Genomic DNA, 12,307 nt, shown 5'->3' on the forward strand with positions numbered 1-12,307 from the left:
GACATCATGGCGACTGAACCCCTTGCCAAAGAAGTAGCTGGCACCTGCGTCGACGCCTACGGCTCGGCCATCGGTATGCCGCAGCTCTGCTTCGATTGGTTTCCCAACCAGATTTTCTGGCTGGTCATCACGCTGGTCGTCATCTTTCTGGTCCTGTCTCGCGTGGCCTTGCCCCGCATCGCGGCAATCCTGGCGGAACGTCAGGGGACCATTACAAATGACCTGGCTGCGGCCGAAGATCTGAAGGCCAAAGCGGTCGAGGCTGAAGAGGCCTATAACAAGGCGCTGGCCGATGCCCGTTCTGAGGCACAGCGTATCGCAGCGGAAGCCCGCGCGGAAATCCAGTCTGGTCTGGATGACGCGATTGCCAAGGCAGACTTGGAAATCGCTGCAAAGGCGGCTGAATCGGAAAAGGCTATTGCCGTTATCCGTGCCGGTGCGCTGGAAAGCATTCAAGTGGTTGCCAAGGATACGGCAGCTGAACTGGTCACAGCACTGGGCGGCGAGGCAGATGCCAAAGCCATCGACAGTGCAATTGACGCGCAGACGAAAGGATAAGTGACATGCGGAATACTCTTGCCCTTATCCTGACCGTCGGCACCGCCAGCCCTGCGCTGGCTGCAAGCGGCCCGTTCTTCTCGCTTGGCAACACCGACTTTGTGGTCACTCTCGGCTTCATCGTTTTCATCGCGGTCCTGTTCTACTTCAAGGTTCCGGGCATGATTGGTGGCGCGCTGGACAATCGTGCCGACGGAATCAAGTCCGAACTGGACGAAGCCCGTGCCCTGCATGAAGAGGCACGCAGCCTGCTGGCCTCGTACGAGCGCAAGCAGCGTGAAGTGCAGACCCAAGCGGATGCCATCGTGGCCGCAGCCAAAGAAGATTCTATCTTGGCGGCAGAACAGGCAAAGGTCGATTTGGAGAATTCCATCGCCCGCCGTCTGGCTGCAGCTCAGGACCAGATCGCTTCGGCTGAGGCGTCAGCTGTCAAGGAAGTCCGTGATCAGGCCATCACCGTTGCGGTATCGGCTGCCAACGCAGTTCTGGCCAAGCAGATGACGGCCGCACAGGCGAACAAACTGATCGACGCAGCGATTGCGGATGTTGGTGACAAGCTGCATTGATAGCTTCCAACGCCGTTTCGACAAAGAGTGACCCGAAGGCTGATCGCTTTCGGGTTTCTTTTCTTAGGGAACTGCTCTTGGCGATGTTTTTGGCGTGAAATACCCTGCGCGAAACCTGACGGAGAGTTGCTATGATTGACACAGCACCTGCGATTGCCGATCCAGCACCGGTCTGTCTGTTCGCTTTCAACCGACCCGATCACGCTGCGCGGACCTTGCGGGCGCTTGCTGCGTCGCCTTTGGCTGCGCGCACCGATGTAATTGCTTATCTAGATGGGCCGCGTTCGGCAGATGATGTTATCCCGGTTGCGGAAACCCGCAAGGTGATTGAAGCGCAGACTGGCTTTGCCACTCTTACATTGCGCGCACGTGATGCTAACGCCGGGTTGGCCCCGTCGATTCAGGAAGGCGTTACCGCTACGATGCAATCTTATGGCAGGGCGATTGTTGTAGAAGATGACATTGTGACCTCGCCTGCGTTTCTCACCTACATGAATCGCGCGCTGGATCGATACCAAGATGACCCGCGGGTCTGGCATATTGCAGGGTTCAACGAAGACCTTCCTCCCTTGTTGGATCGCCGTGGCGCGGTTTTCTGGCGCTTCATGAGCTGTTGGGGATGGGCCAGCTGGGCCGACCGTTGGCAGCATTTCGAACGCGACCCGAAAAAACTGGTTCAGCAGTTTTCCGATGATGACATTCATCGGTTCAACCTGAGCGGGGCCGAGGATTTATGGGGTCAGGTACAAGGCAATTTGCGCGGTGACATTCGGACCTGGGCGATTTTCTGGTACGCAACGATTTTCAGGCAGGATGGCCTTTGTCTGTCCCCTTGCAGGTCTTTTGCCGAGAATATCGGCCTGGACGGGTCTGGTACCCATTGCGGACCAGTGGACGAGGTTAAGCCAAAAGATCTCTGCCATGACTTTGACCTGCCACTTCCCGACGTTGTCACCGAAGACAAGGTCGCGCTCGAGGCGCTGCGAGCGCATTTCAGCTATAGGCCGGATCGTTTGACCCGTTTAAGACGCAAGATCAGAAGGCTGGGGGCTAAACTTCTTGGTTAATTGGTGTCATTTGAAAATGGGGATGTCAGTTGGCGACGACAATCCAAAGGCACTGACGATTGGACGTCGGTCATCCTCACGGAATTCGTTCCAATGCGCATAGACCATATTAGCCATAGCTATTCTGGCGGAGGTGCCGCCATCGCTGCCCGCAGGCTGCATCTTGCCTTGCTGTCCAAAGGGATGGATTCGCACATGACCGTCGTCGATGGCCCGGACGAGGATCGGATCACAAAATTCGCGCCGCAGAAAACACTAAAGCGGCTTTGCCAGCGTGAATACGCACGTCATCTGCGAAAGAAATATGCAAGAACTCAGGTCAACGGGTTGGCGTCTCTTGGTCTGGCAAGGTCGGGTCTGGCCGCGTATCTGAACAGCCAACCGTCGCAAATATTGAATCTGCATTGGGTGAATTCCGACATGATTTCGATTGCCGAGATCGGGGCGGTGAAACATCCCGTGGTCTGGACGTTTCATGACATGTGGCCGTTCTCCGGGGCCGAACATGTGAGCGAGCTGGACAGATGGCGTGACGGTTACGTGTCATCCGAATTCAGTGGGTTTGACCTGAACCGCTGGGTCTGGAAAAGAAAAGCCGCGCATTGGAAAAAACCTTTTCAGATCGTTTGCCCCAGCAATTGGCTGGCTGACTGTGTTCGGCAAAGTGCGTTGATGCGCGATTGGCCTGTCACCGTGATCCCCAACGCAATCGATACCGATTTCTGGGCACCTGTCGAAAAAGCCCAGGCGCGCGCTGATCTATCGCTGCCTCAGGACGCTCCGCTGGTATTGTTTGGTGCCGTCCAAGCGACTCAGGATCCCAACAAAGGCTTTGCCCACCTCGTCGAGGCTATGCGACGGGTGCATTCCGCCGTTCCTGATGTTCAGGCAGTTGTATTTGGTAGCGACAAGATCGATGCCGAATTTCCTTATCCGATCCATTTCATGGGGCGGATTAGCGACAACCGGGTGCTGAAGCGTATTTATTCGGCTGCAGATGTCTTTGTGTTGCCATCCCGGCGCGAAGTGCTGGGATATACAGGTGTCGAGGCCATGTGCTGTGGCGTTCCGGTCGCAGGTTTCAAAACCAGTGGGCTGTCGGATCTGGTTCCAAATCAAAGCCTGGGGTATTTGGCGCGCCCATTCGAGGCAGAAGACCTCGCACGAGGTGTTATCTCGATCCTCCAGAATCGCCACAATGAAACCGGGTTGGCCATGTCAGGTACTGCCCGGCAACATGCCGTGGACAGCTTTGCAGAGGCTGTGGTCGCTGGCCAATATCAGGCGCTCTATGAAGAGATCGCTGATAGCACTGAGTATGGATTTGGCGCAATATCAGAGCGTTGACGCCCGCCTAATCTTCGGCCTCGTGCATCAATTTTTGTTTGGCGATGTCTTCGTTGCGTTCGGCCTTCTTCCCGTCCCAAAGGCATTGTTCGACATAGGTTAAGTGCATGTCGACAGCGGCACGGGCAGCGGCCGGGTCGCGTGCCTGAAGCGCGGTGTTGATGGCGCGGTGCTGGTCCAGGATGGCCTCGCGCGTAGTTTGCTGCTGGAACATCATCTGGCGGTTATAGAACACGCCTTGCCGCAACAGATCGAACATTGACCGCATCATATGCAACATGACCACATTATGGCTGGCCTCGATGATAGCCATGTGGAATTGCGCGTCCAGCTGCGCCTCATCTTCGGTCGCATTGCTGGTATGGGCGGCTTCCATCTTTGCAAAAATCGTCTGTACCACCTTCAGGTCGCTGTCCGACCCCAACCGGGCCGCGCGCTCGGCGGCCAACCCTTCCATGTCGCGCCGGAATGAGAGGTAATCGAACACCGCCTCGTCATGGCTGCCGAACAGCCGGATCAGCGCCGGGGAGAAGGCTGAGCCCAGAACCTCGGCCACATAGATCCCGGATCCTGCTTTTGCTGTCAGCAACCCTTGGCTTTGCAGGTCTGCGATCGCGTCGCGCAGGGACGGCCGGGATACGCCCAGCCGCTCGGCCAATTCGCGTTCGGCGGGCAGACGTTCGCCGGGGCGCAGTATGCCGCGCAGTATCAGCAGTTCAATCTGGCGAACTACCGCGATTGAAAGCTTTTCGGTCTGAACTTTTTGAAAAGGCATGCGGGCGTCATTCCGGAAATTGGTCAAATGATATGACCACGGATGGCGGCGAGGTTCAAGAATGCGGGGTCACGTGGACTATAATATTAGGTCAGCATTGTTGACTTTATGATGTTCCTCTCTACGCTGGCCGTGACTGAGAGCGGAGGAGACTCATGTCTACGCACGAATTGTTCGCCACGCGGGCATCCCGGATGAAAGCGTCTGAGATACGCGAATTGTTAAAGCTGTTGGATCAGCCGGGGATCATCTCTTTTGCAGGCGGCATCCCCGATCCCGCGTTGTTTCCAGCCGAAGGGTTCGCGGCCGCCTTTCAAGCTGCGTTGGGGCCTGACCAGCAGGCTCAGGCGCTACAATATTCCGTCAGCGAAGGTTACGTCCCGCTGCGGGAATGGCTCGTCGACCACATGCGTTCAATCGGAGTGGAATGCGGGCTTGAGAACATCCTGATCACGTCAGGCTCGCAGCAGGCATTGGATTATCTGGGTAAACTCTATCTGTCGCCGGGCGATACTGCGCTGGTCGGATGGCCGACCTACCTGGGCGCATTGGCTGCATTCAATGCTTATGAACCACGTTTTGACCGGCTCAGCATCAATGGCAACCGGGGCGCGGCAGAATACGCGGCGTTAGCGGGCGAAGGCGCGGTCAAATTTGCCTATCTCTCGCCCGATTTCGCCAACCCGACAGGCGAAACCGTGGATCTGCGGGGGCGGGAAGCGCTGCTGGATCTGGCGGATGAGTTGAACTGTGCGGTGATCGAGGATGGCGCCTATCAGGCCCTGCGTTATGACGGTAATGCCATCCCCCCGGTTCTGGCACTGGAATTGGCGTGCAAAGGGTCGATTGAGGATTGCCGCACGATCTATTGTGGAAGCTTTTCGAAAACCTTGTCTCCGGGGTTGCGGGTTGGTTGGGTCGTGGCGGCAAAGCCAGTGATTTCTCAATTGGTGTTGATGAAACAGGCTGCCGATCTGCATTCGGCAACCATCAACCAGATGGCCATTGACCAGGTGGCACGGGTTTGTTTCGACACGCATATCCCGATGCTGCGTCGTGTCTACGGTGCCCGTCGCGACGCCATGTTGCAGGCGTTGCAGGACCATATGCCCGATGGCGTGCAGTGGACCAAGCCGGAAGGTGGCATGTTCGTGTGGTTGACATTGCCGGTCGGTACAAACGGGGCCGAACTGTTAGCCCGGGCGCTGGACACGGTCAAAGTAGCCTTTGTCCCGGGTGGGGCCTTTTTCCCGGACGGCAGCGGGACCAACACGATCCGGTTGAGTTTCTCGAACTCGGATGAGGATACGATCCGCGAAGGTATTCGCCGATTGGGTGAGGTTTTGCGCGCCTGATCGGCGGAAAGGTTTTGTTAACCTTGATGCTGCAATGCTGCGGGCATGATCCGGTATCTGTCCCTCCTAGTGCTGGCCGCTTGTTCGGCTGGCACGCCCCACTTTCGCGATGTGCCTGCGACCCGCGTTGCGGTGAATGGCAGTGTGTTTGACGTGCGGGTCCGCGATCAACTGGCCGAGGCTGTACGCATCAACTCTCAATATGCTCCGCGTCTTGACCCCATTCGGGACCGGGCCGCACTGGCTATGGCACAGGTGTCGGGTTGCCCGTTGTTGGATGTTCTGGGCGACGCTGCGGTCACCGTGGGCATTCTAGGTTGTGACCGGGAATTGGGGGAAAAGCTGATTCTCGGCAGCCTTCTTCGCGGTCCCTATGAATGTATCGACTATGGCTACTACGAAGACTATGGCTATCAGGTTTTTGAGTGCGCTTCTTACTGAGATACGCGCTTTTTTGCGTATTTTGGCAAGATATTGTGGATAACTTGGCGTGAAATCCCATATCCTGCGTTACTCCGTTGACTCACCCCCAATGGGTTGCGCAGACTTCCAGATATAGGAATCATGGGACGAGCGGCCTTTGCGGTTCAGCAAACTTAAACTCACCGGCTTCAAAAGCTTTGTTGACCCGACCGATCTGATTATCGCGGATGGGTTGACCGGTGTGGTGGGCCCAAATGGCTGCGGCAAGTCCAATCTTCTGGAAGCGTTGCGTTGGGTAATGGGTGAAAACCGCCCCAAATCCATGCGCGGTGGCGCGATGGAGGATGTGATCTTTGCCGGGGCCGCAACGCGTCCGGCCCGCAATTTTGCCGAAGTTGTCCTGACGATGGATAACTCGGAACGTTTGGCACCTTCGGGGTTCAATGACAGCGATCAGTTGGAAATTGTGCGTCGCATCACCCGCGATGTCGGCAGCGCTTACAAGACCAACGGCAAAGATGTTCGGGCGCGCGATGTCCAGATGCTTTTTGCCGATGCCTCGACCGGCGCGCATTCACCTGCACTGGTGGGGCAGAACCGCATCGCCGAGCTGATCAACGCCAAGCCCCGCGCGCGTCGCCGCATTCTGGAAGAGGCGGCCGGTATCTCGGGCCTTTATCAGCGCCGCCACGAGGCGGAGCTTAAGCTGAAGGGCACCGAATCCAACCTGACCCGTGTGGATGACGTTCTTGAACAGCTTGGCACCCAATTGGGGCAGCTTGCGCGGCAGGCGCGTCAGGCCGCACGGTACCGTGAGATTGGGGAGCAACTACGGCAGGCTGAAGGCATGCTGCTCTATCGCCGCTGGAAAGAGGCTGACATGGCCCGCCAACAGGCCGAAGACGTCTTGCGCGAGCGGATCACCGAAGCCTCGCGCGCGGAGGCCGAAGCCCGCGCCGCCAGCGCCAAGCGGTCTGAAATCGAGGAAATTCTGCCGCCTCTGCGCGAGGAAGAGGCAATCGCCGCCGCCGTCTTGCAACGACAGCAGGTACAGCGCGACCAACTGGCTGATCAGGAAACCCGCGCGCGTCAGACGATCGAGACGCTGACCAACCGAATTCAGCAATTGGCCAACGATATCGAACGCGAAACCGGCCTGAACCGGGACGCGGGCCAGATGATTGAGCGTCTGGAATGGGAAGCGCGCGAACTGGCCAAAGCGGCAGATGGGCATGACGACAAAGTGGCTGAGGCCGCCGAGATCGCGCGCGAAGCCGCATCCGTGCTGCAAGATCGAGAAGATCACCTGTCGCAGGAAACCGAAGATGTGGCGCGTCTTGTGGCGCGTCACCAGTCGGCTCAGCGTTTGGTCGAAGACAGCCGCAAGACGCTGACCCGGTCCGAAGGCGAAGAAGAGAAAGCCCGTGCTGCGGTAGACGAAGCCCGCAATGCTTTGACCCGCGCCAGCGAAGCGTTTGAGGAAGCGCAAGAGGGTGAGGAAGAAGCGCGCGAGGCCGCTGAGGCCGCCGACGAAGCGCTGGCCGCAGCGGACGAACTGCGCAATGAAACGCAAGCGAGAGAAGCCGAAGCGCGCGCCCAGCGGTCTGAGGCCGAGGGTGAACTGGGCGCAATCCGTGCCGAGACATCCGCCTTGGCCAAGCTGGTCGAACGGGATACGGCGGAAGGCGGGCAGGTTCTGGATCTGCTGCGGGTCGAGCCCGGCTTTGAAAAGGCGCTGGGGGCGGCACTGGCTGACGACCTGCGTACACCTTTGGTCGATGCCGACGGACCGTCCGGCTGGGTGCAAGTGTCAGGCTACGATGCAGATCAGCCCCTGCCCGATGGTGCAGAACCATTGGCGTTGCATGTCTCGGGCCCAGACCGTCTGAGCCGCCGGATCGCTCAGATCGGATTGGTTGATGCGGATCAGGGCGCGCGGCTGCAAGCCTCATTAAAGCCGGGGCAGCGTCTGGTGTCCCGTTCGGGTGACTTATGGCGTTGGGATGGGTTCCGGGCATGGGCCGAAGATGCGCCAAGCGCTGCAGCTTTGCGGTTGGAACAGCTCAACAAGCTTGAAGCTCTGAAACAGGAACTTACCCGCGCCGAAGCGCAGGCTGATGGTGCCCGCGCCGCGCATGAAGCGCTGTCGCAGCAACTGGCGGATGTCACCGAGGCAGACCGCCGGGCCCGTGAAGCCCGACGCGCCGCCGATCAGCGGATGGCAGAATCCGCGCGCGGGCTGAGCCGGGCCGAGGCTGACCGCAATCTGGCGCAGGGCAGGCTGGAAACGCTTACCCTTGCCGTTGACAGACACAAGGATGATGCCATGTCTGCCCGCGCGCAACTGCGCGAGGCCGAAGGTGCTCTGGCCGGCCTGGGTGACGTCGACAGCGCGCGCGCGCAGGTCGAGGATATCAAACAGACGGTTGAGGCCGCGCGGATCACCATGCTGACCCATCGCTCATCCCATGATGAGCTGCGCCGCGAAGGCGAGGCACGAACCCGGCGGGCCCAGGAAGTGACCAAGGACCTCAGTGGCTGGCGGCACCGACTGGATTCAGCAGAAAAACGTATCGCGGAATTGGTCGAACGCAAGGATAGCTCTGAGGAAGAACTGTCTGAGGCGATGGCCGCCCCGGGTGAGATCGCCGAAGCCCGCGAAGAACTGAACGAGTTGATCGAGACAGCCGAGGCCCGGCGTGCCGAGGCCGCCGACAAGCTTGCCGAGGCTGAGACGCAGCAGCGCGAAGTTGTGCTGGCCGAGCGAGAAGCTGAACGTTTGGCGTCTGAAGCCCGCGAATCCCGTGCAGCGGCTGAGGCGCGCTGTGACGCAGCCAAAGAAAGCGTCGTGGCAGCTGCTGAGCGGATCGCTGAAGATCAGCAGCTGACGCCGAACCAGTTGCTGAACCAACTGGATGTGAATCCTGACCAGATGCCTGCAGCCGACGCGCTTGAGGCCGAAGTAAACCGCCACAAGCGCCAGCGAGACGCGATGGGTGCGGTGAACCTGCGGGCCGAAGAAGACGCCAAGGAAGTTCAGGAAGAGTTCGATACGCTGAACACCGAAAAGGCTGATCTGGAAGAAGCGATCAAGGCCCTGCGCAGTGGGATTGCCAGCCTTAACCGGGAAGGCCGCGAGCGTCTTTTGACCGCGTTTGAGCAGGTGAATTCGAACTTTGCCATGCTGTTCAAGCACCTGTTCGGTGGTGGTGAGGCCAATCTGGTCATGGTCGAAAGCGACGATCCGCTGGATGCCGGGCTGGAAATCATGTGCCAGCCACCGGGCAAGAAGCTATCCACTCTCAGCCTGCTTTCGGGCGGCGAGCAGACCTTGACGGCGACCGCGCTGATCTTTGGCGTCTTCCTCGCCAACCCCGCGCCGATCTGTGTGCTGGATGAGGTCGACGCGCCACTGGATGACGCCAACGTCACCCGTTTCTGCGACCTGCTGGACGAAATGTGCCGCCAGACGGACACTCGTTTCCTGATCATCACCCACCATGCGGTGACCATGGCGCGGATGGACCGGCTGTTTGGCGTGACCATGCAGGAACAGGGCGTCAGCCAGTTGGTTTCGGTCGATCTGAAAAAGGCCGAACAGATGGTCGCCTGATCGTTCACTGCAACGTTATGCCTCAATCGCCGCGTGGCGGGTTATGGTGGCAGCATGACCCGATATCTGATCTTTGCCTTGTTGGCTGCCAGCCCGGTTGTGGCGGCGGAATGGCCAACAAAACCCGGAGATGTCCCGCTTTCATCTGCCGAGCTGGACGCCCTCGCGGGGCGAACCCTGACCTTCTATGACGACGGACAGTCCAAGTTTTCGGCTGGTGGGGCTTATTCCTTTACCTACGCCAGCGGGGATTCCGCGTTTGGGACATATTCCATTGCCGACGACGGCAGTGTCTGCATCGCGTATCGTAACGGGTTCAGCCGCTGCGATCTCTATGTACGCAGCGGTAAGCGCCTAGTTTTGATTGACGAGAAAGGCGACCGATACCCGGTCCGGCCTGAATGAGTTAGGTAGCCGCCTCGGCGATCAGGCATTGGATTCAAGTACGGCATTAGCTGATTTAAAATTCGCGTTTTGCGTTGTCATTTGATCGAAATAATACCGAATTCCCGCGAAGAATGGTGAGTTTTATTATCTGATCCGGTGGTATGCTCTGAAAAATTCATACTCAATGGGGCTAACAGATGTGCCGATTTCTGGCTTGGGCAGGCGCAAAGCGTTATCTAGATGAATTGGTTCTGAACCAAGAGCAATCGCTTGTCATTCAGAGCCGAAATGCTCTGATCGGTAAGACGCCGATCAATGCAGACGGATTTGGCCTTGCCTGGTATTCCGAACGTGAGACGCCTTGTTTTTACAAGGACACTAACCCCGCCTGGTCGGATGCCAACCTGAAACAGCTTACGCATCACACCCGGTCGCATCTCTTTCTGGCCCATGTGCGGGCATCAACGGGTACTGCAACTTCGCGGAACAACTGCCACCCGTTTGGCGTTGGAAGATGGAGTTTTATGCATAATGGGCAGGCCGGAGGGCATGACCGAATCCGGCAGGAGTTGGACGGGATGATACCACCTGACCTCTACAGCTACCGGCTTGGCGCAACCGAAAGCGAAGCGATTTTCCTGATTGCCCATGGCGAAGGTCTGGATATTGATCCGATCGGGGCCATGGAGCGGGCAGTCCAACGTGTCGAAGATCTGTCACGACGCCGGGGTACGATGCCATATCTTCGCTTTGCCGCTTGTTGGTCGGACGGCGATCGCCTTTTTGCCGCCCGATATGCCTCGGACCGCTTTGCCCCAAGCCTCCACTACAAGGCGTGTAAGGATGGGTTCATTATTTCGTCCGAACCCTTGGACGCGAATAGCGGCGAATGGACTGAAATCCCTGCCAATACGGCGATTGAAACGCGGGGAGAGGCGTTGACTTCACACGCGTTTGAACCAAAAGCGCCGCATCACCACGCCGAGGTTGCATAACTCTGTGGTGTTGCGTCCGGATGCGTCCCGTCTGTGCGGGACGCATCGGGGCTCATAACTGGTTGAGCAAATCAGCTGTTGGCCACGCATCCGCGGGCAACCCCAGCCGTGCCTGTTCGGCCTGAACGGCAGCCCGTGTACCCGCGCCCAGAATGCCGTCGATCTTGCCCACATTATACCCACGCGCTTGAAGCTTGGTCTGCAATTGCTTCATCTGCGCGCCCGACAGACCTTGTGGCGGGGAACCTGCGTCATAGATTTGGCCGCCCTCCAACCGTGTACCGAAATAGGCGGCGGTCAGGACATAAACAAAGCTCTGGTTCCATTCGAAATAGACGTCAAAGTTTGGGTAGGCCAAAAATGCAGGGCCGTTGCGACCCTGTGGCAGGATCAGCGACGCGGGCAGATTGGCCAGAGATCCGCTGCGTGCTTGAACGCCCATCGCCTGCCACTCAGATACGGACCGCGACTTGCCGGGGCCGGACAGGGACCAGTCCATCTGGGCGGGAACAGTTACCTCCTGCAGCCAGGGCTCACCCGGACGCCAGCCCAGATGCGACAGCATCTTGCCGCCCGACATCAGCGCATCCTGGGCTGAGGTTTTTAACGAGACCTTGCCGTCGCCATCCCCGTCCACGCCATTTTCCAGAATGTCGCGGGGCAGCATTTGCACCATGCCGATCTCACCTGCCCAGGCACCGGTCGTGCGGTTGGGGTCAAAATCCCCTTGGCTATAGAGCTCGATGGCCGCAAAAACCTGTGGTCGGAACAGTTCGGGGCGGCGGCAGTCATGCGCCAGAGTGACCAGAGCGTTGCGGGTGTTGAAGTCACCTTGTACCGCGCCATAGTCGGTCTCGAACGCCCAGAATGCCAGCAGTACACCGCGCGACACGCCATATTCCCGCTCAATCCGGTCAAACACCGTATCGTATTTGCGAGACATGGATTTGCCGCGATCTATCCGGTTCTGCGAGATCAGGCGGCGGGAAAAATCGATGAACGGTATTTGGAATACGCCTTGCGCCCGATCCGCCTTTAGAACCGCGCTGTCCTGCTGAACACCTTTGAAAAAGCTGTTCACGGTGGATTTATCGAACCCTTGCTGAACGGCCTCGGCCTTCAGACCCTTCACAAAGGAATTGAACCCGCCGCCACATTGGGCCAGGGCGGGAGAGGCGAGCAGGGTGGCGGCAATGATGCCCGAGAGTAAACGCATTTTAG

General features: G+C 58.4%; 11 protein-coding genes. 9 read left to right on the forward strand and 2 right to left on the reverse strand.

Annotated elements, in window-relative coordinates:
- Window positions 1-6 precede the first annotated feature (6 nt).
- The 4 genes from QMP16_RS15875 to QMP16_RS15890 all read left to right on the forward strand — a co-directional run bounded on the left by QMP16_RS15875 (window position 7) and on the right by QMP16_RS15890 (window position 3,538).
- Window positions 7-558, forward strand: a complete 552-nt coding sequence (locus QMP16_RS15875; protein WP_282153161.1) for a F0F1 ATP synthase subunit B' — start codon at window positions 7-9, stop codon at window positions 556-558.
- A gap of 5 nt (window positions 559-563) precedes the next feature.
- Entirely contained in the window at window positions 564-1,124 is a 561-nt protein-coding gene (locus tag QMP16_RS15880; RefSeq protein WP_282153162.1) for a F0F1 ATP synthase subunit B, read from the forward strand.
- 131 nt (window positions 1,125-1,255) lie between these two features.
- Window positions 1,256-2,191 (forward strand): hypothetical protein, encoded by a 936-nt coding sequence (locus tag QMP16_RS15885; protein WP_282153163.1) that lies wholly within the window; start codon window positions 1,256-1,258, stop codon window positions 2,189-2,191.
- 93 nt (window positions 2,192-2,284) lie between these two features.
- Window positions 2,285-3,538, forward strand: coding sequence for a glycosyltransferase (locus tag QMP16_RS15890; protein WP_282153164.1), 1,254 nt, complete (start codon window positions 2,285-2,287; stop codon window positions 3,536-3,538).
- A gap of 7 nt (window positions 3,539-3,545) precedes the next feature.
- Here QMP16_RS15890 and QMP16_RS15895 read toward each other — a convergent pair whose 3' ends face one another.
- Entirely contained in the window at window positions 3,546-4,313 is a 768-nt protein-coding gene (locus tag QMP16_RS15895) for an FCD domain-containing protein (RefSeq protein WP_058278970.1), read from the reverse strand.
- Window positions 4,314-4,468: 155 nt separating this feature from the next.
- Here QMP16_RS15895 and QMP16_RS15900 point away from each other — a divergent pair, with 155 nt between their 5' ends.
- From QMP16_RS15900 to QMP16_RS15920, 5 genes are all read left to right on the forward strand, one after another.
- A complete protein-coding gene (locus QMP16_RS15900) occupies window positions 4,469-5,668 on the forward strand; it encodes a PLP-dependent aminotransferase family protein (protein ID WP_282153165.1) in 1,200 nt (399 codons plus the stop codon).
- A 45-nt stretch (window positions 5,669-5,713) separates the two neighbouring features.
- On the forward strand, window positions 5,714-6,109 hold the full coding sequence (locus QMP16_RS15905) for a hypothetical protein (protein ID WP_282153166.1): 396 nt from the start codon (window positions 5,714-5,716) through the stop codon (window positions 6,107-6,109).
- A 139-nt stretch (window positions 6,110-6,248) separates the two neighbouring features.
- On the forward strand, window positions 6,249-9,704 hold the full coding sequence (locus QMP16_RS15910; RefSeq protein WP_282153167.1) for a chromosome segregation SMC family protein: 3,456 nt from the start codon (window positions 6,249-6,251) through the stop codon (window positions 9,702-9,704).
- A gap of 54 nt (window positions 9,705-9,758) precedes the next feature.
- The gene (locus QMP16_RS15915) at window positions 9,759-10,109 is read left to right on the forward strand and encodes a hypothetical protein (RefSeq protein ID WP_058273303.1); all 351 of its coding nucleotides are present in this window, start codon (window positions 9,759-9,761) and stop codon (window positions 10,107-10,109) included.
- 179 nt (window positions 10,110-10,288) lie between these two features.
- A complete protein-coding gene (locus QMP16_RS15920) occupies window positions 10,289-11,086 on the forward strand; it encodes a class II glutamine amidotransferase (protein WP_282153168.1) in 798 nt (265 codons plus the stop codon).
- Window positions 11,087-11,138: 52 nt separating this feature from the next.
- Here QMP16_RS15920 and QMP16_RS15925 read toward each other — a convergent pair whose 3' ends face one another.
- Complete coding sequence (locus QMP16_RS15925; RefSeq protein WP_282153169.1) at window positions 11,139-12,302, reverse strand: lytic murein transglycosylase; 1,164 nt, start codon at window positions 12,300-12,302, stop codon at window positions 11,139-11,141.
- Window positions 12,303-12,307 lie beyond the last annotated feature (5 nt).

This window comes from Ruegeria atlantica (assembly GCF_947495585.1).
Classification (GTDB): Bacteria; Pseudomonadota; Alphaproteobacteria; order Rhodobacterales; family Rhodobacteraceae; genus Ruegeria; species Ruegeria atlantica_G.

Bases quoted from the DNA above. Each gene is read 5' to 3' on its own strand.
- QMP16_RS15920 (WP_282153168.1), top strand. From the start codon at position 10,289: ATGTGCCGATTTCTGGCTTGGGCAGGCGCAAAGCGTTATCTAGATGAA.
- QMP16_RS15905 (WP_282153166.1), top strand. From the start codon at position 5,714: ATGATCCGGTATCTGTCCCTCCTAGTGCTGGCCGCTTGTTCGGCTGGC.
- QMP16_RS15900 (WP_282153165.1), top strand. From the start codon at position 4,469: ATGTCTACGCACGAATTGTTCGCCACGCGGGCATCCCGGATGAAAGCG.
- QMP16_RS15875 (WP_282153161.1), top strand. From the start codon at position 7: ATGGCGACTGAACCCCTTGCCAAAGAAGTAGCTGGCACCTGCGTCGAC.
- QMP16_RS15880 (WP_282153162.1), top strand. From the start codon at position 564: ATGCGGAATACTCTTGCCCTTATCCTGACCGTCGGCACCGCCAGCCCT.
- QMP16_RS15890 (WP_282153164.1), top strand. From the start codon at position 2,285: ATGCGCATAGACCATATTAGCCATAGCTATTCTGGCGGAGGTGCCGCC.
- QMP16_RS15895 (WP_058278970.1), bottom strand. From the start codon at position 4,313: ATGCCTTTTCAAAAAGTTCAGACCGAAAAGCTTTCAATCGCGGTAGTT.
- QMP16_RS15925 (WP_282153169.1), bottom strand. From the start codon at position 12,302: ATGCGTTTACTCTCGGGCATCATTGCCGCCACCCTGCTCGCCTCTCCC.
- QMP16_RS15915 (WP_058273303.1), top strand. From the start codon at position 9,759: ATGACCCGATATCTGATCTTTGCCTTGTTGGCTGCCAGCCCGGTTGTG.
- QMP16_RS15885 (WP_282153163.1), top strand. From the start codon at position 1,256: ATGATTGACACAGCACCTGCGATTGCCGATCCAGCACCGGTCTGTCTG.